Source organism: Actinomycetes bacterium (assembly GCA_036000965.1).
Taxonomy (GTDB): domain Bacteria; phylum Actinomycetota; class CALGFH01; order CALGFH01; family CALGFH01; genus DASYUT01.
This window is the reverse complement of sequence record DASYUT010000265.1, coordinates 1-20,361: the sequence shown is the minus strand read 5'-3', so window position 1 is coordinate 20,361 and position 20,361 is coordinate 1. Positions and strand designations below refer to the sequence as shown.

General features: G+C 73.5%; 20 protein-coding genes. 18 read left to right on the top strand and 2 right to left on the bottom strand.

The window, feature by feature from the left end; genetic code table 11:
• Positions 1–70 precede the first annotated feature (70 nt).
• Positions 71–835 (top strand): 3-oxoacyl-ACP reductase, encoded by a 765-nt coding sequence (locus VG276_23125; protein HEV8652202.1) that lies wholly within the window; start codon positions 71–73, stop codon positions 833–835.
• 90 nt (positions 836–925) lie between these two features.
• On the opposite strand, the gene VG276_23120 is transcribed toward VG276_23125, so the two are convergent.
• Together VG276_23120 and VG276_23115 are read right to left on the bottom strand one after the other, a co-directional pair.
• On the bottom strand, positions 926–1,177 hold the full coding sequence (locus tag VG276_23120; protein HEV8652201.1) for a hypothetical protein: 252 nt from the start codon (positions 1,175–1,177) through the stop codon (positions 926–928).
• 77 nt (positions 1,178–1,254) lie between these two features.
• A complete protein-coding gene (locus VG276_23115; GenBank protein ID HEV8652200.1) occupies positions 1,255–3,528 on the bottom strand; it encodes an ATP-binding protein in 2,274 nt (757 codons plus the stop codon).
• 545 nt (positions 3,529–4,073) lie between these two features.
• Here VG276_23115 and VG276_23110 point away from each other — a divergent pair.
• The 17 genes from VG276_23110 to VG276_23030 form a co-directional block, all read left to right on the top strand.
• The gene (locus VG276_23110; protein HEV8652199.1) at positions 4,074–4,703 is read left to right on the top strand and encodes a plastocyanin/azurin family copper-binding protein; all 630 of its coding nucleotides are present in this window, start codon (positions 4,074–4,076) and stop codon (positions 4,701–4,703) included.
• Between the two features lie 152 nt (positions 4,704–4,855).
• Entirely contained in the window at positions 4,856–5,941 is a 1,086-nt protein-coding gene (locus VG276_23105; GenBank protein ID HEV8652198.1) for a zinc-dependent metalloprotease, read from the top strand.
• 13 nt (positions 5,942–5,954) lie between these two features.
• A complete protein-coding gene (tilS, locus tag VG276_23100) occupies positions 5,955–7,133 on the top strand; it encodes a tRNA lysidine(34) synthetase TilS (protein HEV8652197.1) in 1,179 nt (392 codons plus the stop codon).
• Between the two features lie 105 nt (positions 7,134–7,238).
• On the top strand, positions 7,239–7,784 hold the full coding sequence (gene hpt, locus VG276_23095; protein ID HEV8652196.1) for a hypoxanthine phosphoribosyltransferase: 546 nt from the start codon (positions 7,239–7,241) through the stop codon (positions 7,782–7,784).
• Positions 7,785–8,125: 341 nt separating this feature from the next.
• On the top strand, positions 8,126–10,015 hold the full coding sequence (ftsH, locus tag VG276_23090) for an ATP-dependent zinc metalloprotease FtsH (GenBank protein ID HEV8652195.1): 1,890 nt from the start codon (positions 8,126–8,128) through the stop codon (positions 10,013–10,015).
• Between the two features lie 199 nt (positions 10,016–10,214).
• Positions 10,215–10,865: a GTP cyclohydrolase I FolE gene (gene folE, locus VG276_23085; protein HEV8652194.1), complete on the top strand. Its 651-nt coding sequence runs from the start codon at positions 10,215–10,217 to the stop codon at positions 10,863–10,865.
• Positions 10,866–11,062: 197 nt separating this feature from the next.
• The gene (folP, locus tag VG276_23080; GenBank protein ID HEV8652193.1) at positions 11,063–11,962 is read left to right on the top strand and encodes a dihydropteroate synthase; all 900 of its coding nucleotides are present in this window, start codon (positions 11,063–11,065) and stop codon (positions 11,960–11,962) included.
• An 84-nt stretch (positions 11,963–12,046) separates the two neighbouring features.
• The gene (locus VG276_23075) at positions 12,047–12,457 is read left to right on the top strand and encodes a nuclear transport factor 2 family protein (protein ID HEV8652192.1); all 411 of its coding nucleotides are present in this window, start codon (positions 12,047–12,049) and stop codon (positions 12,455–12,457) included.
• Complete coding sequence (gene folB, locus VG276_23070) at positions 12,454–12,879, top strand: dihydroneopterin aldolase (protein ID HEV8652191.1); 426 nt, start codon at positions 12,454–12,456, stop codon at positions 12,877–12,879. The genes VG276_23075 and folB overlap by 4 nt, the downstream gene beginning before the upstream one ends.
• A 97-nt stretch (positions 12,880–12,976) precedes the next feature.
• Entirely contained in the window at positions 12,977–13,471 is a 495-nt protein-coding gene (gene folK, locus VG276_23065; GenBank protein HEV8652190.1) for a 2-amino-4-hydroxy-6-hydroxymethyldihydropteridine diphosphokinase, read from the top strand.
• On the top strand, positions 13,472–14,284 hold the full coding sequence (locus VG276_23060) for a methyltransferase domain-containing protein (protein HEV8652189.1): 813 nt from the start codon (positions 13,472–13,474) through the stop codon (positions 14,282–14,284). It abuts the gene before it with no gap.
• 26 nt (positions 14,285–14,310) lie between these two features.
• A complete protein-coding gene (locus tag VG276_23055) occupies positions 14,311–15,264 on the top strand; it encodes a DUF2520 domain-containing protein (GenBank protein HEV8652188.1) in 954 nt (317 codons plus the stop codon).
• Entirely contained in the window at positions 15,239–16,078 is an 840-nt protein-coding gene (gene panC / locus VG276_23050) for a pantoate--beta-alanine ligase (GenBank protein ID HEV8652187.1), read from the top strand. The genes VG276_23055 and panC overlap by 26 nt, the downstream gene beginning before the upstream one ends.
• Positions 16,079–16,252: 174 nt before the next feature.
• The gene (locus VG276_23045; GenBank protein HEV8652186.1) at positions 16,253–17,068 is read left to right on the top strand and encodes a type III pantothenate kinase; all 816 of its coding nucleotides are present in this window, start codon (positions 16,253–16,255) and stop codon (positions 17,066–17,068) included.
• A gap of 4 nt (positions 17,069–17,072) precedes the next feature.
• Complete coding sequence (locus VG276_23040) at positions 17,073–17,693, top strand: hypothetical protein (protein HEV8652185.1); 621 nt, start codon at positions 17,073–17,075, stop codon at positions 17,691–17,693.
• Positions 17,694–18,444: 751 nt separating this feature from the next.
• Positions 18,445–19,965 carry a lysine--tRNA ligase gene (lysS, locus tag VG276_23035; protein HEV8652184.1) on the top strand — a complete coding sequence of 507 codons (1,521 nt, stop codon included), beginning with the start codon at positions 18,445–18,447 and terminating at the stop codon, positions 19,963–19,965.
• 243 nt (positions 19,966–20,208) lie between these two features.
• Positions 20,209–20,361 (top strand): Clp protease N-terminal domain-containing protein (locus VG276_23030; protein ID HEV8652183.1); only part of this gene is annotated, 153 nt, incomplete at its 3' end.

Genomic DNA, 20,361 nt, shown 5'->3' with positions numbered 1-20,361 from the left:
AACCCCCACCGAACAGGGGGGAATGCGGGGGCGCTGGCCCCGCAGCTGGACCTGGAAGGGGTTGGTAAGGATCGGACGGCTGCACGGCAAGGTTGCGGTCATCACCGGCGCCGCCAGCGGCATCGGCCGCGAGAGCGCGCTCCGCTTCGCGGCCGAGGGCGCCAGGGTGTGCGTCGTCGACCTGGCCGACGACGCCGGCAAGCAGGTGGCCGGCGAGGTCGACGGGCTCTACGTCCACGCCGACGTGACCAGCCAGGAGGACGTCGAGCGGGTCTACGCCGAGACCGCCGAGCGCTTCGGCGGCATCGACGTCCTGTTCAACAACGCCGGGATCTCCCCGGCCGACGACGCCTCGATCCTCGACACCACGCTGGAAGCCTGGCAGCGGGTGCAGGACGTGAACCTCAAGGCGGTCTTCCTCTGCTGCAAGCACGGCATCCCCCACCTGCTGCGGCGGGGCGGGGGCTCGGTCATCAACACCGCCTCGTTCGTGGCCGTCATGGGCGCCGCCACCTCGCAGATCTCCTACACCGCCTCCAAGGGGGGCGTGCTCGCCCTCACCCGGGAGCTGGGCGTCGAGTTCGCCCGCCGGGGGGTGCGCGTGAACGCCCTCTGCCCCGGGCCGGTGAACACCCCACTGCTGCAGGAACTGTTCGCCAAGGACCCCGAGAAGGCGGCCAGGCGGCTGGTGCACCTGCCGATGGGCCGGTTCGCGGAGGCCGAGGAGATCGCCGCCGCCGCGGCCTTCCTCGCCTCCGACGACGCCTCCTACATCACCGCCAGCACGTTCCTGGTCGACGGCGGGCTCACCTCGGCCTACGTCACGCCCGGGTAGGGCGTGTCAGGGTAGGGCGTGTCGGGGTAGGGCGTGTCTGCATGCTGTCGCCCGCCTGGGGCGGAGGCGGCGACCAGGGCGTCGAACAGGCTAGGGAACGGTGGTGCTGGTGCTCGTGCTGCTCGAGGTGGGGGTGGACGTGGTGGTCGATCCGCCTGGTGGCCCTGGCGGGCCCGGGCCACCGCCGCCCGGGCTGGGCAGGCAGCCGGCGCCGCTCGGCTGCTCCACGCAGGTGCCGCCGCCCCGCAGGGCCGACCTGATGCCGCCCTGGAGGTAGATGAGCGCGGCGGAGAGCAGCAGCACGGCGATCGCGACCATCAAGGCATAGGAGACCGCGGTCACGCCTCGTTCACCCATCGCCCGGGAAGGGCGATCTTGCCAGCTCAGCGGGTGCCTCCGCGGTCCGGGACGGGACTCCCTCAGCCTGTCCGCAACCGCTGCATCTTAGTCGCTGCGTCAAGGTCGTGCGCTGGCGGCTCGGGCCGGGCCCCCTCGGCCAGCGGCAACCGCAGGGTGAAGGTCGAGCCGTGGTGGAGCACGCTGGCCACCTGGATCTCCCCGCCCATCGCCCGGGCCAGCTCGCGGGCGATGTAGAGCCCGAGGCCGGTGCCGCCGGTCGTCATCGTCATCGGGTCCTCGACCCGGTGGAACTTGTCGAAGACCCGCTCGAGCTCGTCGCGGGGGATGCCCCGGCCCCGGTCGGCCACGGACGCCCTCGCCCAGCCGCCCTCCCGCACCAGCGCGAGCACGATGGGCTGGTCCGCCGGGGAGTACTTGTGCGCGTTGGACAGGAGGTTGGCGAGGATCTGGGAGAGCCGCATCGGGTCGGCCTCGACCACCACCGGCTCGCCTGGCAGCTCGAGGGTGAGGCGGGAGGCGGGCTCGCGGAGCCAGTCGGCGGCCGCCTTCCTGGCCGCGCCGGCCAGGTCGGTGCGCTCGAGCTGCAGGCCGGGGGTTGCCGAGCCGGGCTGGCCCGAGGAGATGCGCGACGCCAGCAGCAGGTCCTCGATGAGCCGGGCCATGTGCTCGGCCCGCTCGGCGACCACCCGCAGGATCTCCTGCCGCTTCTCCTCGGCCAGCCTGGGCCCCTTGGACCGCAGCAGCTCGACGTAGCCCTTGATCGGCGTGATCGGGGTGCGCAGCTCGTGGGAGACCGTGGCCACGAAGTCCGCCTTGAGCCGCTCGGTCTGCCGGATCGCGGTGACGTCGTGGACGATCACCACGTCGGTGGTCCAGGCGCCGCCCTCGAACAGCAGGGAGTGGTTGCAGCGCAGCCACCGCTCCAGGCCCTCCCTTGTCTGGACGCGAACTTCGGCCGAGGCCCGCGGGTTGGCCGGCCCGGTGCCGGCCAGGAGGTCCTCGAGGGTGACCAGGGTGCCGCTCGGGTCGGGGCCGGCCAGCCACTCGTTGTAGGCCAGCCCGACCGCCTCGTCCCCGGGCACCCCGGTGATCCGCTCCATGGCCTCGTTCCACAGCCGGACCCGGCCTCTCCCGTCGAGCAGCAGGATCCCGTCGGAGGAGAGCCCGAGGATCTGCTCGAGCTTGGACTTCTCCTCCTTGAGCTGGGCCACCTGGGTCGCGTTGCTGAGGGTGACCGCCAGCCCCGACGCCAGCGGGGACAGCAGCTGCAGGTCGCGGCCTGAGAAGCGGGCCGCCATCCCACCCAGCCGCCGCCTGGGCCCGCCCAGGTCGCCGAGCAGGATCATGCCGTGGTGCCTGCCCTGGGCGACGAGCGGCGCCGCGAGCACCTCGCGCCAGCCGGCCGGGGCCCGGCCACCGCTCCCGATGACCGGGGTGGTGGCGTCCCCGAGCAGCCGGAGCGCGGCGAGGTCGGCGTCGCTGGCCGGGCCGAAGCAGAAGCCGCCAGCCCCGTAGATCGCGCCGAACGGCCGGTCGGCTCCCTGGGCGAACAGCAGGCGCGCCTCGCCGACCCGGAACAGCTCGGCCACCCGCGGCAGCACGTCGGGCAGCACATCGTCGAGGACCAGGGAGGACGACAGCGCCTGGCCCACCTCGTAGAGATGCTGGAAGCGGTCGCGCTCCTCGGTCTCGCGGGCGGCCGAGCGGTAGGCGAGGTGGAGCGTTGCCACCGGCAGCAGCACCGAGGGCAGCATGACCGGCGCGTGCAGCCAGAGCGCGACCGCGATGAGGCCGACCGAGGAGTTGCCCAGGAAGACCAGGGTCGAGGTCTTCGACGACTCGCGCACCACGTCCCTGACCGGGCGACCCTCGATGGTCGCGAGGAGCTGGCTGATGAGCAGCAGGTTGAGGAGCGCGAACAGGGCCACGGCAGCCGCCATCGCGCCCAGGCTGCGGGTGGCGAGCACGCGCTCGGGGTCGGCCGCGGCGTGGTAGACGAGGATCGCCGGGCCGAGCGCGGTGGCGTACATGCCCAGGTTGAACGCCACCTTGACCAGGGGCCGGGCCTGCACGACCTGGGCCACGAGGAAGCCGGCCAGGGAGACGGCCATCGCCTGCCCGGCAGGCAGGAGGGCGATGTTGGCCACCACCATGCCCTCGTAGAGGGTGAGCATCTCGACCTCGCCCCGGTGGCGGAGGTGCAGGCCGCCCAGCTCCGACGCGGCGGTGAGGGCGAGCAGGACGGCGAGCTGGCCGGCGACGGCGCGGTCCCAGCGCCCTGGGGCGGTCGAGATGACCGCGACGGTGGCCACGGCGCCGGCCACCACCACCATGGCGATGAACCGCCGCGGCCTTGGCGGCAGGCCGGTCACTGCCGCGGCGGGCCGCCCGCGGACCGGTCGCTGATCACCCAGTTCCTGGCTGGCCGGGCCTTGCACGCTTCAGGCGAAGCGGCAGGCGGAGCGGCCGGGACGGGCGGAGCGGCCACGGCGGGCGGAGCGGCCGGAGCGGCCACGGCGGGCGGAGCGGCCGGAGCGGCCGGAGCGGCCGGAGGCGCGGCTCCGGCCTCGGGCGCCCTGGTGGGCTGCACCTGCGACACCTCCAAGCTCGCCGCGACACCTCCAAGCCCGCTGCTCGCCGCCGGGTTGAGCGGCCGCGCCGCGCCCCGCCCGTCCTCGAGCGGGCACGGTGGCAGCGGGTCGTCCCAGTCATCGGAGCCGCCGCCGGTCGCCTTGATAGCCCTTCTGAGCTGGCCCGACAGGGTCAGACCGTTGCCCCCGAGACGGCCCGTGGTGCTAGGATCGCGCGGCTGTACCAGCGACCCGGCCCAGCAGCTGTACCGCGACCCAGCCACCTGAACAGGAGCGCAAGCAGGCCCATGTCGACCGTTCTTCGCCGCCTTCCCCGCCTCGTCCTGCTCGCCTCCGTCCTGGCCGCCCTCGGCGCCGTCCTGCTCGCACTGGCCGCCAGCCCGGTCGCCGCCCAGTCCGCCCAGGCGCAGGGCGCCAAGGAGATCGACGGCACGGCCGACAACAAGTGGGTGCCCTCCACGCTCACGATCCAGCCCGGGCAGTCGGTGACCTTCAAGGTCGCGGGCGGGGCGACCCACCCGGTCGGGTCGGGGAGGTCCCCGACCGCCAAGGACAACCGGTTCGACGCCTCGAAGTGCCAGCTCGCCCAGATGTCGAAGGTCGGCGACTCCTGCACGGTCAAGTTCCCCAAGGCGGGCAGCTACCCGTTCTTCTGCGAGATCCACTACGCCCTCGGCATGACCGGGACCATCCAGGTCGGCAAGGGCGGCCCCGGGACCACGACGACCGCACCGTCCAACGGCGGGGGCGGCAGCAACGTGGTCGCCCCGCCGTCCACCGGCGCGCCGACGCCGCCGGGCAGGCCCGTGATCTACTACGCCGGGTACGGCCTGGTCGCCGGAGGCGTGCTGCTCGCCCTGTTCGCCTTCGCCAGCTACATCCGCTACGCCCCCAGCTTCCGGCGCGAGAACCGCTGACCCGGGGACGGCGGCGCGGACGGGGCTTCGAGCTTCGTCACGATCGGCACCGAGAAGGCCAGGGGCGGCAGCTGACCCCGGCCACCGGCACGGACCGGGGCTTCGAGGGGTAGCCTGGACGCTGCCCGCCGTCTCGCCGTCCTGGAGCACCAGTGGTCTCGACCGCGACCCCGACCGACGTCCCCGACATCGTCGACTGGAACCTGGCCGCCCGCGTGGGCCGGCGGGTGGCCGGCGGCGAGCCCCTGTTGGTCCCCGAGGCCTGGTCCCGCCAGTTCACCGACGTCTCGACAACCGCCGACCAGGCCGTGGCCGAGTTCACCGGCCTCGGAGGCGAGCTGCCCCCGCCGGTCGCCGTGCCGCTCGACCGCGGCCAGTGGGTCGAGTCCAACCTGGCCACCCTGCGCCGGGTGCTCCGCCCGGTGGCCGAGAAGGTCGCGGCCCGCAAGGCCTGGCAGGACCAGGGGCCGGTGCCGTCGGCCATGCGCTCGGGCACCAGGGCGCTGACCGGCGCCCAGGCCGGCACCCTGCTCGGCTACGTGGGGCAGCGCGTGTTGGGCCAGTACGACCTGCCGGTGCCCGGCCCCGAGACCGACGGGGAGGGCACGGTCTGGTACGTGGTTCCCAACATCGCGGGCACCGAGCGGCGGTACGGGTTCCGGCCGGCCCACTTCCGGCTCTGGATCGCCCTGCACGAGACCGCCCACCGGCGGCAGTTCCGCGGCGTGCCCTGGCTCCCCGGCCACATCCAGGGCCTGCTCGACGAGTACCTGGGCTCGGTCGAGATCGACGACGAGGCGCTGCGGCGCATCGGCCGGCGAGCCCAGTCGGTGGCCCGCCGGGCGGTGGCCGGCGACCGGATCGAGCTGCTCGACTTCCTGCTCACCTCCCAGCAGCGGGAGATCGTGGACCGCATGCAGGCGACCATGAGCGTGCTGGAGGGCCACGGCGAGTGGGTGATGGACCAGCTCGGGGCCAGGCTCGTGCCCGGCCACGACGAGATGCACCAGGCCCTGCGCGACCGCCGCAACAGTGCCAGCCCGGCCGACCGCTTCTTCCAGCAGGTGCTCGGCTTCCGGCAGAAGCTCGACCAGTACTCCAACGGCGAGCGCTTCGTCCGCAGCCTCTACGACCGGGGCGGCATGGATGCGGTCAACCTGGTGTTCGCGGCGCCCGAGGCGCTCCCAACCAAGGACGAGGTCCGCAACCCGGACCGCTACCTGGCCCGCCGGGGCTAGAACCGAGGGAGCGATGGCGCAGGCGCCGGCCGCCCTCCGGCTGGTGGCCGACCGGGCCGCCCGGGCCCTGGCCGCGACCGGGGCGCCCGCGCCAGGCGACGCGGTCGCGGTGGCGGTCTCCGGCGGCGCCGACTCCCTCGCGCTGCTGCATGCCCTGCGCACCCTGGCCGGGCCGCGCGGCTGGCGCCTGCACGTGGTGACCGTCGACCACGGGCTGCGGGACGGCTCGGCCGCTGACGCGGCGTTCGTGGCAGGCCACGCCGCCGAGCTGGGCCTGCCGGTCCGGGTGGTGACGGTGGCCCCAGCCGAGCTGGCCAGGCACCGGGCGGCCGGGCCCGAGGGCGCCGCCCGGGCCGCCCGCTACGCAGCCCTGCACGCCGCCGCCGGCGAGGCAGGCTGCGCCTGGCTGGCCACCGGCCACACCAGGGACGACCAGGCCGAGACGGTCTTGCTCCAGCTCGTGCGCGGCACCGGTCCGGACGGGCTGGCCGGCATGGCCGTCCGCACCGGCCGGGTGCTCCGGCCCTTGCTCTGGGTCGCCAGGGCCGAGACGCAGGCCTGCTGCGCCGCGCTCCGGCTCGCCTGGCGGGTCGACCCCAGCAACGACGACCCCCGGTTCCTCCGCAACGCGGTCCGCGCCCGGGTCCTGCCCATGCTCGAGGAGCTCCGGCCCGGTGCCACGGCCGCCCTCGCCCGCACCGCCGAGCTGGCCAGGGACGACCGCGACTGGGCCGAGACGGCCACGGCCGCCGCCCTCGCCGCCCTCACCGGCCACGGCCCGGCCGGGGTGCCGCCAGACGAGCCGGGCGGGGTGGGGCACGGCGGGGCCTCTGGGGAGCAGCCGGGCGGGGTCGGGCACGGCGGGGCGCCCGGGGTGCCGCCGGACGAGCCGGGCGGGGTGGGGCACGGCGGGGCGCCCGGGGTGCGGCTGCCGTGCGGTCCGCTTGCCGCGCTGCCGCTGGGCCTGGGTCGCCGGGTCGTGCGGGCCGCCGCCCAGCGGGCCGGCCAGCCGCTCCCTGGCGCGGCCGCAACCGACGCCATGCTCGCCCTGGCCCGCGGCGCCCCTTCCGGGCGCGAGGCATCCTGGGCCGGCGGCGGCCGGGCCGTGCGCGAGGGCGACGCTATCCTGCTCCCCGCGCTCGGCCCGGGTGCGGAGCGGGACCCAGTGGATCCCGCCGTTCCGGGCGGTTGACGCAACCGGTAGGCTTGCGTTCCCCGACCGGCGGGCGCTCCATGGCCGCGCCGTCAGGTCAAGCATCGGGCCCCGGTCAGGGCCCTTCGTCCGAGGAGCAGGCGGGTGTTCGAAGACGACATCGAGTCGGTGCTGCTCACCGAGGAGCAGGTCCAGGGGAAGGTCCGGGACCTGGCAGCGCAGATCTCCAAGGACTACCACGGCCGCGACGTGCTGCTGGTCGGGGTGCTCAAGGGCGCCTTCATCCTCATGGCCGACCTGGCCCGTTGCCTGACGGTCCCGCACGAGTTCGACTTCATGGCGGTCTCGTCCTACGGCTCGGCGACCCAGACCTCCGGGGTGGTCCGCATCCTCAAGGACCTCGACCGCGAGATCCAGGGCCGCGACGTGCTCATCGTCGAGGACATCATCGACTCCGGCCTGACCCTGAACTACCTCCTGAAGAACCTGCGGAGCCGCCGGCCGGCCACCCTCGAGGTGTGCGCGATGCTCTACAAGCCCGAGCAGCTGAAGGCCGACATCGAGGTCAAGTACGTGGGCTTCGACATCCCCTCGGTGTTCGTGGTGGGCTACGGGCTCGACTACGCCGAGCGGTATCGGAACCTGCCGTTTGTGGCCACCCTCAAGCCGGAGGTGTACCGAGGCCGCTGACCCGCCCGCTGACCCCGGGCATCCCCGCGCTGACCAGCGCAAACGCGCGCGGCTGGTCGTTGCCGGGCCGAGATGCCGATGCTACGATGGCAAGTCCGTACAGCTCAAAGCTGCGCCTTGTCCGGGGTGTGGCGCGATCGCCGGGCTCCTTTATGTCGAAGGTCGTGCCACTATGGCCCGGGGAGCTTGCGATTCGGCGCACCTCTCCGCGACGTAGCTCGGAAGGAGGCAGGGGTTCGGACGAGGGTTCGGTGTGCCGGCGTCCGCGGCGGCTCACGGTCTAGGAGCTCCAACCCCCACGCACAACGATGCCCAATCTGAACCGGCTGTTCCGAGGACCAATGGCGTACCTGCTGTTGATCCTCGTGCTCGTGTTCCTCTTCTTCAGGTACTTCACCGCCGCCCCGCCGGTGCAGCAGGTCAAGCTCTCCGACGTCGTGTCGAGGATCGAGGCGGGCCAGGTCCAGGACGCCGTCCTCAGGGACCAGGACCAGAAGATCAAGGGCACCTTCAAGGACGGCAAGAAGTTCGAGTCCTCCTACACCGAGCTGCAGGGCAAGGACCTGTTCGCCTTGCTCGACAAGCAGAACGTGCCCACCAAGGTCGACCCCAGGGGCCAGTCCCTGTTCATCCAGATCCTGCTCCAGCTCCTGCCCTTCGCCCTCATCCTGCTGCTGTTCTTCTTCCTGATGCAGCAGATGCAAGGTGGCGGCAACCGGGTCATGAGCTTCGGCAAGTCCAAGGCGCGCCTGGTGACCAAGGACCAGCCCAAGATCACCTTCCAGGACGTGGCCGGGGTGGACGAGGCCGTCGAGGAGCTGCAGGAGATCAAGGAGTTCCTCGAGAGCCCGGCCAAGTTCCAGGCCATGGGCGCCAAGATCCCCAAGGGCGTGCTGCTGTTCGGCCCGCCGGGAACCGGCAAGACCCTGCTCGCCCGGGCCGTGGCCGGCGAGGCCGGGGTGCCGTTCTTCTCCATCTCGGGCTCGGACTTCGTCGAGATGTTCGTCGGCGTCGGCGCCAGCCGCGTCCGCGACCTGTTCGAGCAGGCCAAGGCCAACGCGCCCGCGATCGTGTTCGTGGACGAGATCGACGCGGTCGGCCGCCAGCGCGGCGCCGGCCTCGGCGGCGGTCACGACGAGCGCGAGCAGACCCTGAACCAGCTCCTGGTCGAGATGGACGGCTTCGACGTGAAGTCGGGCGTGATCCTGATCGCGGCCACCAACCGGCCCGACATTCTCGACCCGGCGCTGCTGCGCCCCGGCCGCTTTGACCGCCAGATCACCGTCGACCGGCCAGACCTCAAGGGCCGGCTCGACATCCTCAAGGTCCATGCCCGGGGCAAGCCGATCGCTCTCGACATCGAACTCGAGGTGCTGGCCCGCCGCACCCCCGGCTTCACCGGCGCCGACCTGGCCAACGTGGTCAACGAGGCCGCGTTGCTGTCGGCCAGGCACGGCCGCAAGGAGATCGACGGCGAGGAGCTCGAGGAGGCCATCGACCGGGTCATCGCCGGGCCCGAGCGCAAGACCCGCGTGATCTCCGAGAAGGAGAAGCGCATGATCGCCTACCACGAGTCGGGCCATGCCATCGTGGGTCACGCGCTGCCCAACGCCGACCCGATCCACAAGGTCTCGGTCATCTCCCGGGGCCGGGCCCTGGGCTGGACCCTCGCGCTCCCGGTCGAGGACAAGTTCCTGGTCACCCGGAGCGAGATGATCGACGAGCTGGCCATGCTCCTCGGCGGCCGGGTCGCCGAGGAGCTGTGGTTCCTCGACCCGACCACCGGCGCCTCCAACGACATCGAACGGGCCACCCAGGTCGCTCGCAAGATGGTCTGCGAGTACGGCATGAGCGACCGGCTCGGCTCGCTGGTTCTCGGCACCAAGCAGGAGAACGTCTTCCTGGGCCGCGACTTCGGCCACCAGCAGGACTACTCCGAGCAGGTCGCCTTCGAGATCGACAAGGAGATCCGCCGGCTGATCGACGAGGCCCACCTGGAGGCCGAGCAGGTCCTGACCACCTACCGCGACGTGGCCGACGCCATGGTCGAGGCGCTGATGGAGAAGGAGACCATCGGCAAGGAGGAGCTGGCCACGATCCTCGCCCCGGTCGTCAAGCGGCCGCCCCGCGGGATCATGGCGCCGCCTCCCGGCCACGTCGGCTCGAACGGCGGCCGCCCCCGCGACGAGGCCGGCATCGCCCGCGCCCAGGACTCGTCAGCGGCGGACTAGGACATGGCTCAGCGATGGCAATGGTGACGCGGAGCCCTCTGTCGATGTGGGGAGAGCTCGCTCCCCCCACGGCCCCCCAACAGCGCCTGCGCCATGGCCGGTGTGGATCGTAGGATCGGGCGCAGTAGAACGGGCGTAGCGTGAAGCACGGGCTCGGGATCCCCGGGCCCGTGCTTCCGTTGGCGAGGGGATGGCTGGCATGACCGACACCGATGGCCACGGCGAGATCGGCTCGCTCACCGAGGAGGCGGCCAACCTGGCCGGCTCCCGGGGCCGCTTCGACTTCGACAAGGTCGAGCGAGGCGTCCGCCTCATCCTCGAGGGCATCGGTGAGGACCTGGGCCGCGACGGCCTGCTGGACACGCCCGCCCGGGTCGCCCGCATGTGGGAGGAGATGACGGTCGGCCTGCGCACCCACCCGGCCGATGCCCTCAAGGTGGTCTTCGAGGAGGACCACGACGAGATGGTCATGGTCCGCGACATCCCGATGTTCAGCATGTGCGAACATCATTTGGCCCCATTCATCGGGAAAGCGCATGTTGCGTATATTCCGAACACCGAGGGGCAGATCACCGGGCTGTCCAAGCTGGCACGGCTGGTGGACGGGCTGGCCAGGAAGCCGCAGGTGCAGGAGCGGCTCACCGGGCAGATCGCCGACCAGCTCTGCAGCCACCTCAAGCCGCGGGGGGCGCTGGTGGTGATCGAGGCCGAGCACCTGTGCATGAGCATGCGAGGGGTCCGCAAGCCGGGGGCGGTCACCGTCACCTCGGCGGTCAGGGGGGTCTTCCGGGACAGCCTCTCGACCCGGATGGAGGCCATGAACCTGATCGGCGTGACCCGGCTGGCGTGACCCGGCTGGCCCCACCCGGCTGGCCTCGCCCGCCTGGCGTGACCCGGCTGGCCCCACCCGGCTGGCCTCGCCCGCCTGGCGTGACCCGGCTGGCCCCACCCGGCTGGCCTCACCCTCGCGGGGCGGTGCCCGCCCCGGTCCGGAGCCCCGCCCCCCCGGATATCATGGCCGGGCCGCCAATCCCGGGAGGTCCGTCCTTGCCGATCGCGCACGAGGCCCCGCACGACCTGCGCGCGGGCGACCGGGTGCTGCCCACCTCCACCCGCTGCCTGGTCATGGGCGTGGTGAACGTGACCCCGGACTCGTTCTCGGAGGGGGGCGCCCACGCCGGCACGGACGCGGCCGTGGCCCACGCCCTCGCGCTGGCCGCCGAAGGTGCCGACCTGCTCGACGTCGGCGGCGAGTCGACCCGCCCGGGCGCCGCCTACGTCGACCTGCCGGTCGAGCTGGCCCGGGTCCTGCCCGTGGTCGAGCGCCTGGCCGCCCTCACCGACGTGCCGATCTCGGTCGACACCCGCAAGGCCGCGGTCGCCCGGGCCGCCCTGGACTGCGGGGCCAGCCTGGTCAACGACGTGAGCGCGGGGCGCGACGACCCCGACCTGCTCGGGGTCGCCGCCGAGGCGAGCGCTCCGGTCGTGCTCATGCACATGCAAGGCACCCCCGCCACCATGCAGGACGACCCGTCCTACGTCGACGTGGTCGCCGAGGTCGAGGCGTTCCTGGCCGAGCGGTGCGCGGCGGCCGAGGCGGCCGGCGTGGCCCGCGACGCGATCGTGGTCGACCCCGGCATCGGCTTCGGCAAGCGCGACGAGCACAACTACGCGCTGCTCGCCGGGCTGCCGCTTCTCACCCGGCTCGGGCACCCGGTGCTCGTGGGCACCAGCCGCAAGGGGTTCATCGGCCGGGCCCTCGGCGGCGCCGCCATGGACCAGCGCGTCGAGGGCACGGCCGCCACCGTGGTGTGGTCGGTGGAGCGGGGCGCCCGCATCGTGCGCGTGCACGACGTGCGCCAGATCGTCCGCACGGTGCGCATGACCGAGGCGCTCATGGCAGGGGCCGGTGCCGCCGCCGGGGTCGCGCGGGAGTGGGCCCGGTGACCCTTGCCTCCGCCGCCGGGGTCGCGCGGGAGTGGGCCCGGTGACCCCTGCGTCCGCCGCCGGGGCCGTGCCGGAGTGGGCGCGGTGAGCCCCGCGTCCGCCGCCGACGAGGCCGCCGTGATCGCCGCCAACGAGGCGTTCTACGAGGCGTTCGAGGCGCTCGACATCGACCGGATGGCCACCTGCTGGCAGCAGGACGACCACGTCCGCTGCATCCATCCCGGCTGGGACGTGATGGTCGGCTGGCCCCAGGTGAGCCGGTCGCTGATGGCGATCTTCGCCAACTCGGGCTACATCCAGTTCTTCCTCACCGACGTGCACGTCCAGGTCGACCACGAGCTGGCCTGGGTGACGTGTGCCGAGAACATCCTCTCCGGCTCCCAGGCCAAGGAGGAGATGGAGGGGGCCAAGGTGCTTGCGACCAACGTGTTCCGGCGGGTCGACGACACCTGGCGCATGGTCCACCACCACGGCTCCCCGGTGCTGCCGCCATGACACCGGCCGGAAGCGCCAGTGGGGGAGCGCCGGTCCCGCCTCCCTCCGACCGGATCGTGCTCAGGGGCCTGCGCGTGTTCGGCCGCCACGGCTGCCTGCCCCACGAGACCCAGCTCGGCCAGGTCTTCGTAATCGACCTCGAGCTGGCCGTCGACCTGGCCGGCGCGGGGCGGTCCGACGACCTCGGGCAGACCGTCCACTACGGCGACCTCGCGGGACGGGTCGCCGAGCTGGTCGCCGGCCGGCCCCGCCGGCTGATCGAGGCGGTGGCCGAGGACGTGGCCGGGCTGGTCTTGGCCGACGAGCGCGTCCACGAGGTGCGTGTGCGGGTCACCAAGCCGCACGCCCCGCTGCCGGTCGACGCCGAGGTGGCCGTCGAGGTGGTCCGCGCCCGCACCCCGGCCCCGGAGGCGGTCCGGTGACCCCGGCGGGCGCCGCCCGGAGGCCACGTGGGAGGGAGGAGCGCCCGAGCGCCCCGGCGGGCGCTGCCCGGAGGCCACGTGGGAGGGAGGAGCGCCGATGACACGGGCCCACGTCGGGCTCGGCTCGAACCTGGGCGACCGGCTGGCCACGCTCGACACCGCGGTGCGGGTGCTCGACGCCGACCGCCACACCCACGTGATGGCGGTCTCCCGCGTGTTCGAGACGGTGCCGGTGGGCGGGCCCGAGCAGGACCCGTACCTGAACGCGGTGGCGGTGCTGGAGACCGACCGGAGCCCGAGGGAGCTGCTCGACCTCCTGCTCGCCACCGAGACCGGGCTCGGGCGGGTGCGGAGCGAACGGTGGGGCCCCCGTACCCTCGATCTCGACCTGCTCCTGTACGACGGGCCGCCGGTCGACTCGCCGGAGCTGACGGTGCCCCACCCCCGGGCCCGGGAGCGCGCCTTCGTGCTCGTGCCCCTGGTCGACGCCGACCCGTACGCCCGGTTCCCCGACGGTGAGACGGCGCTCGACGCCCTGGCCCGCCTCGGGCCGATCTCCGGCGTCGTGCCCGTCGGCGAGCTGGAGGCGTAGATGACCGGACGCGGCCGGGTGCGGTTCGAGCTGCTGATGGGCCAGGTGCGGGCGGCCCTCCCGCCGCCTCCGGCCCGGGTGGTCGACGCCGGGGGCGGCACCGGGCAGCTCGCGGTGCCCCTTGCCAGCCTCGGCTACCAGGTGACGGTGGTCGACACCAGCGCGGCGATGCTGGCGACCTGCCTGCAGCGGGCGGCGGCGGCGGGCAACGAGGCGAGCGCCCGGCTGGCCACCGTCCAGGGGGACGCGGCCGAGGTGGCCGGTCTGCTCGGCGCGGCCGGCCACGACGCCGTGCTCTGCCACGACGTCCTGGCCGGCGTGGACGAGCCGGCCGAGCTGCTGGGCGCCCTGGCTGTGGTGCTCCGCGAGGGCGGGATGCTCTCGCTGGCGTTCCCGAACCGGGACTGGCTGGCCCTGCGGGCGGGCCGTCGGGGCGACTACACCGGTGCCCTGCGCCTGCTCGACGACCCTTTGGAGGCGGCCGAGGTGAGCGCCGCCTACCGGGGGGCGAGGAGCGAGTCGCCTGGGCCGGGCGCCCGGCGCGCCTACACCGCGGCCGAGCTGCGTCCCTGGCTCGACCAGGCCGGGTTCGACCTGGCCGGGCTGTTCGGCGTGGGCGTGTTCGCCGAGGTCCGGGACGAGGAACCGGACCGCGCCGTCGCTGGCCAGGTGCGGGCGGACAGCGCTGCCGCGATGCTGGAGCTCGAGCGCCGGGTGGCAGACCGGGAGCCGTATCGCTCGAGCGCCCACACCGTCCATATCGTCGGGCGGCGGCGGCCCCTTCGTCCTGCATTGCATGGATATACTACGTAGTCCTTCTAGCTCGGATCGGGGAACCCGTGGCAGACGCAGCACCCGTGCAGCTCTCGCCGGCCGCCGTGATCGGCGCAGGACGCGTCGGCCTCGCCCTCGGCACCTTCCTCCGCCGGATCGGCGTCGACGTCACCGTCGGGGTCCGTTCGGACCGCGGGCGCGAGCGGGCCAAGGACCTCGGGCTGGCCGCGGCCTCGGCCCACGAGGCGGCCGACGGGGCGCGGCTGGTGATCCTGGCCGTGCAGGACGACGAGCTGCCCGCCCTGGTCACCTCGCTGGCCGCCGAGGGGGCGTTCGCCGAGGGGCAGCTCGTGATGCACACCGCCGGCGTGGACGGCCCGGCGCTGCTCGCCCCGGCGGCCGCCGCCGGGGCCCGCATCGTCGCCTGCCACCCGGTCCAGATCTTCAACGACGACCTGGAGGGAACCATCGGCCGCCTGCCGGGCACGGTCTGGGGTGTCACCGGGGACCCGGTCGGGCGCGAGGTGGTGATGGCGCTCGGCGGCCGCCCGATGGACGTGCCCGAGTCGGGCCGCGTCCGCTACCACGCCGCGCTCGTGCTGGCCGCCAACGGCACGGCCGCGCTGGCCGCGACCGCGGCCGACATCCTCCGGGCGGGCGGGGTGATCGACCCGGCCGCGCTGCTCTCGGGCCTGATCCACGCGGGCGTGGACTCGGCCCTGGCCACCGGCCAGGCCGGCATGTCCGGCCCCTGGGTGCGCGGGGACGGCCGTACGGTCGCCATGCACACCGAGTCGCTGGCCCGCAAGCAGAAGGTCATCAACGTCTACGCCGCCGTCGCCCGGCTGGTCGCCGACCGGGCTGCCGCCGCCGGCCGCCTGGACCCTGAGGCCCGGCGCCGGGTCGAGGCCGCCCTGCGGGGCGAGGGCGACGGCCACGGCGACAACGAGGAGTCGCGGGAGCGGCTCGAGCTGCTCCGGAGGGTGGCCAGGCGTGCGCGTGGTCACAACCAGCGCTGAGCTTGCTGCTGCCCTGGCCGCGGCCAGGGCAGCGGGCGCGAGGGTCGGGTTGCAGCCCACCATGGGCGCGTTGCATGCCGGCCACCGGGCCAACTTCGCCATCGCGGGGACGGAGAACGACGTCGTGGCCGGGTCGATCTTCGTCAACCCGCTGCAGTTCGGCCCGGCCGAGGACCTGGCCAGGTACCCGCGGAGCCTGGACGCCGACCTGGCTGCGTGCGAGGCGTCAGGCGTCGACCTGGTGTTTACCCCGGACGAGCAGGAGATGTGGCCTTCCCCGCCCGCGGTCCGGCTGTGCGTGGGCGCCCTGGCCGACCGGCTGGAGGGCGCCCTGCGCCCCGGCCACCTCGACGGGGTGGCCACCGTGGTGGCCAAGCTCCTGCACCTGGTCGGGCCGGCCCGGGCCTACTTCGGGGAGAAGGACGCCCAGCAGCTCGCGGTCGTGCGGCGCATGGTGGCCGACCTGGCCTTCCCGCACCAGATCGTCGCCTGCCCGACCGTGCGCGAGCCCGACGGCCTGGCCATGTCGTCGCGCAACGCCTACCTGTCGCCGGAGGAGCGCCGCACCGCGCCGGTGCTGTACCGGGCGCTCCTGGCCGGCCGGTCCGCCTGGCGCACGGGTGTTCATGAGCCCACGGCGGTCGAGAAGGCAGCGCGCGAGTTGCTCGACCAGGCGCCAGGGGTCGAGGTGCAGTACGTCGCCCTGGTCGACCGGGACACCTTCGAGCCGGCCGCTGTGGCCGCGGCCGGCCAGGTGCTCGCGGTCGCCGCCCGGGTCGGCCCCACCCGCCTGATCGACAACCTCGTGATGTAGTCCAGGCGGCCTGGCGCGCCTGTGCCGTGGTCCGGCGGATCCCGCGAGGTTCCACGACCCCCCAAGAGCGCCTGTGCCATGATCGGGTGGGTCCGCCAGACGCGACCTGGTTGCCGCCCGTCGGGCAAGCGGCCAACATGGCCCGCGCGGCAGCGTCGGACCGGAGGGACGAGCGTGCTGCTTGCCATCGACGTCGGCAACACCGAGATCACCATCGGGGTGCTCGACGGGGAGAAGCTGGTCCAGCACTGGCGCGCGGCCACCATGGCCGAGCGCAGCGCCGACGAGCACGCGCTCATGCTGAGCGGCTTCCTGGCCCACCACGGGCTCGAGTTCCCGGGGTCGCTGTCCGGGGTGGCGGTCTCCTCGGTGGTGCCCAGGCTCACCCAGGCGCTGCGCGAGATGGTCCGGCGCTACTGCCCGTTCGAGCCGCTGCTGATCGAGCCGGGCGTGCGCACCGGGCTCTCGATCATGACCGACAACCCCAGGGAGGTCGGCGCCGACCGGGTCGTGAACGCGGTCGCGGCCTTCGCCCTGTACGGCGGCCCCACCGTGGTCGTCGACTTCGGCACCGCCACCACGGTCGACGCGATCTCGGCCCGGGGCGAGCTGCTCGGCAACGCCATCGCCCCCGGCATCCAGGTGTCGATGAACGCCCTGGCCGAGCATACCGCGCAGCTCCGGCGGGTCGAGCTGGCCGTGCCCCGGTCGGTGGTGGGCAAGAACACCGTCGAAAGCCTGCAGGCCGGCATCGTGTTCGGGTTCGCCGGCCAGGTCGACGGGCTGGTGCGGCGCACCGTGGCCGAGCTCGGCGGCCAGGCCACGGTGGTGGCCACCGGTGGGCTGGCCGGCGCGGTGCTCGACGCCTGCGAGACCATCCAGCACCACGACCCCTGGCTGACGTTGCACGGGCTGCGGCTCATCTTCGACCGCAACGCCGAGGCCGGATCCGCCGTCCGCGGGGAGCGAGCCCGCGGCGGCGATGGCTAGGCCGGTGCGTTCCGACCGCATCGAGGGGCGGCCGCTCTCCCCGCGCGCGTTCCGCGCGTTCGGGATCGAGGCCGTCGTGCTCGGGCCGCCCACCGGGCAGGAGGGGCTGGTCCGCCGTGAGGGGGTCGCGGTCTGGCGCCGGCTCGCCGAGCACGCCCCGGTGTTCGACCGGGCTGCCGAGGCGGCCGGGGTCGCGGTGGGGGAGGGCGGCGTGCTGCCGGTCCGGGTCGTGGTCGCGGCCACACCCGGCCGGGACCGGGCCATGCGCGTCCCTGCCATGGGTGAGCGGGCCGACCGTATCCTCGAGCTGGCCTCCGGGCCGCCCCCCGGCCCGGGCTGGCTGCTCCTGGTCGACGAGGGACCGGGCGAGGTCTGGCTCTACCTGGCCGACGAGGACGAGCCCAGGGGCGCCCTCGACGGCTTCCTCGGCCGGCGGGGCAGGACCGACTTCAGCCGCGCCCGCCGCCGCTCGCGCGTGGGCGGGCTGGCCAGCCTGGGCGTGTTCGCCGCGCTCGTCTTCGTCATCTACGGGCGAGCGCTCGGGCTCGGCACGGCCGGGCAGGTGCTCGGCGCCCTTCTGCTGCTCGCCTCGATGGCCGCCCTGGTCCGTGCCCGCCCACGCTGAGGATTCACCCGGCAGGGCAGGCCACCCGCACAGGCATGGGGGTCCGTGGGGGGAGCGTGTCCTGGTGCACCCGCGGCGCCCCCGGCACGACGGCGCAGGCGCTGTTGGGGGGCCGTGGCGGCGGCGGGATCCGCCCGGCCACGCACAGGCGCCCTTCGGGATCCCCCCGAACCATGGCACAGGCGCTCTTGGGGGGCCGTGGGGGGAGCGAGCTCCCCCCACATCGAACGAGGACTACGGTCAGGACACGCCGCTGCGCGCAGACCAAGGGCGACAGTCGCCGCCAGAGCGAGCTCCCCCCACATCGAACGAGGACTACGGTCATGGCACGCCACGCAGAGCGAGTTCCCCCACACCGACCAAGCTCCGCGGGATCTCGAACAGCGGGGATGGAACGACCAGACCTGGACCATGGAAACCGGTGGGGCGGGAGGTCGTGACTGACCGAAGAACCGTTCGGGAGGTTCAGTCCTGGGGGAGGTGGCCCGTCCTCCGTCCCGCCCGCACCGTCATGGTCATATGGTATGCCGCGGTGCGATGGCGCAAACCCGAAGATGTGCGTACGTACTTCACCCTGATCCGGCCGTCGCTGCCGCGCTCGGGCTCCGAACCTCGCTGCCGCGAGTCTCGCTGCCGCGCTCGGGGCCGCGAGTCTCGCTGGCGCGCTCGGGCTCCGAATCCCGCTGGCGCATTCCAGTAGCATCGGATCCGATCGGCTCATGTCCCGACGGGCCCGACGGAAAGGAGTGCCGTGCCCGAGCCACCCGCGACGCCCCAGCCGGCAGACGGCGACGACGACCGCTCCGCGGTCGAGCGGGCGCGGCGCGACAAGCTCGCCCGGCTCCGCGCGGCCGGGGTCGACGCCTACCCGGCCGGGTTCGCCCGCAGCCACACCCTGGCCGAGGTGGCCCGTGGCTGGGACGGGCTGGCGGCCGGGGAGGAGTCCGCCGACGTGGTCCGGGTCGCGGGGCGGGTCGTGCTCAAGCGGGACTTCGGCAAGCTGGCGTTCTGGACGCTGCGCCAGGGCGACGACGAGCTTCAGGTCATGCTCACCGTCGGGTCCCTCGGCACCGACCAGTTCGGGCTCGTGACCGACCTCGACGTGGGCGACTGGGTGGGCGTCGAGGGGCCGGTGGTCCGCACCCGCAGGGGCGAGCTGTCGGTCCAGGCGACCGAGGTGTTCCTGCTCGCCAAGTCGCTCCGCCCCCTGCCCGACAAGTGGAAGGGCCTCACCGACGTCGAGGTGCGCTCGCGGCAGCGGGAGGTCGACCTGACCGTGAACCCGGCGGCCAGGACCGCCATGCGCCTGCGCGCGCGGGTGGTGCAGGCCATGCGCGAGTCGATGCTGGCGCGCGACTACGTCGAGGTGGAGACCCCGATCCTGCAGCCGCTGCCAGGCGGGGCCCTGGCACGCCCGTTCGTCACCTACCACAACGCCCTGGACACCGACTTGTACCTGCGGGTGGCCGGAGAGCTGTACCTCAAGCGCCTGCTCGTCGGTGGGGTGGACCGGGTGTTCGAGCTGAACCGGATGTTCCGCAACGAGGGCATCGACGCGCGCCACAACCCCGAGTTCACCATGCTCGAGTCCAACGAGGCGTTCGCCGACTACCGCGACATGATGCGGCTCGCCCGGGGGGTCATCCGCGAGGCGGCCGACGCCGCCCTCGGCACCCGGGCCGTCACCTCCCAGGGCAGGACGATCGACCTCGACGCCGAGTGGCGGGAGGTGACGCTGCTCGACGTGACCCGCGACGCGATCGGCGAGCCCGACCTCGCCTACGACCTGCCGCTCGACAAGGTGCGGGCCGTGTGCGACCGCCACGGCGTGGCCTACCAGCCCGGCTGGGGCACGGGCAAGCTCGTGCTGGAGCTGTACGAGAAGCACGCCGAGCACCGCATCGTGGAGCCGACCTTCGTGACCGACTACCCGGTCGAGGTGTCGCCGCTCGCCCACCCCCACCGCGACGACCCGTTCGTGACCGAGCGCTTCGAGCTGGTCATCCTCGGCCACGAGTACGCCAACGCCTTCTCGGAGCTGACCGACCCCGACGAGCAGCGCAGGCGCATGGAGCGGCAGGCGCTGGCCAAGGCCGGGGGCGACGAGGACGCCATGGTGATCGACGAGGCCTACCTGCGCGCCCTGGAGCTCGGGCTGCCCCCCAACGCCGGGCTCGGCATCGGGGTGGACCGGGTGGTCATGCTGCTCGGCGACCTCTCCTCGATCCGCGAGGCCGTGCTGTTCCCGCAGCTCAGGCCCGAGGAGCTGTGACGCAGGGCAACCGTTGGCCCGTCTCGTGCGAACACCCCGACAGCACCGGTCGTCGATCAAGTGGGCCGGCCGGGCGCCGATGAATCAGGGACGATACGGGAACAGATGGTGACGCCGGTGCGTTGACCCGATCGACAGAGCACGTCCAGCTGGGGCAGACCGACCGTCGGGATGCCCGAGGCCCAGTGCTATAGTCGATTGGCGGCAAGGTACCGCTGCCGCCGTATCCCTGGGGGTTTGGCCATGTTTGAGCGCTTCACCGACCGGGCGAGACGCGTGGTCGTGCTCGCCCAGGAGGAGGCTCGACTCCTCAACCACAACTACATCGGCACCGAGCACATCCTGCTCGGGTTGATCCACGAGGGCGAAGGCGTCGCCGCCAAGGCGCTCGAGTCG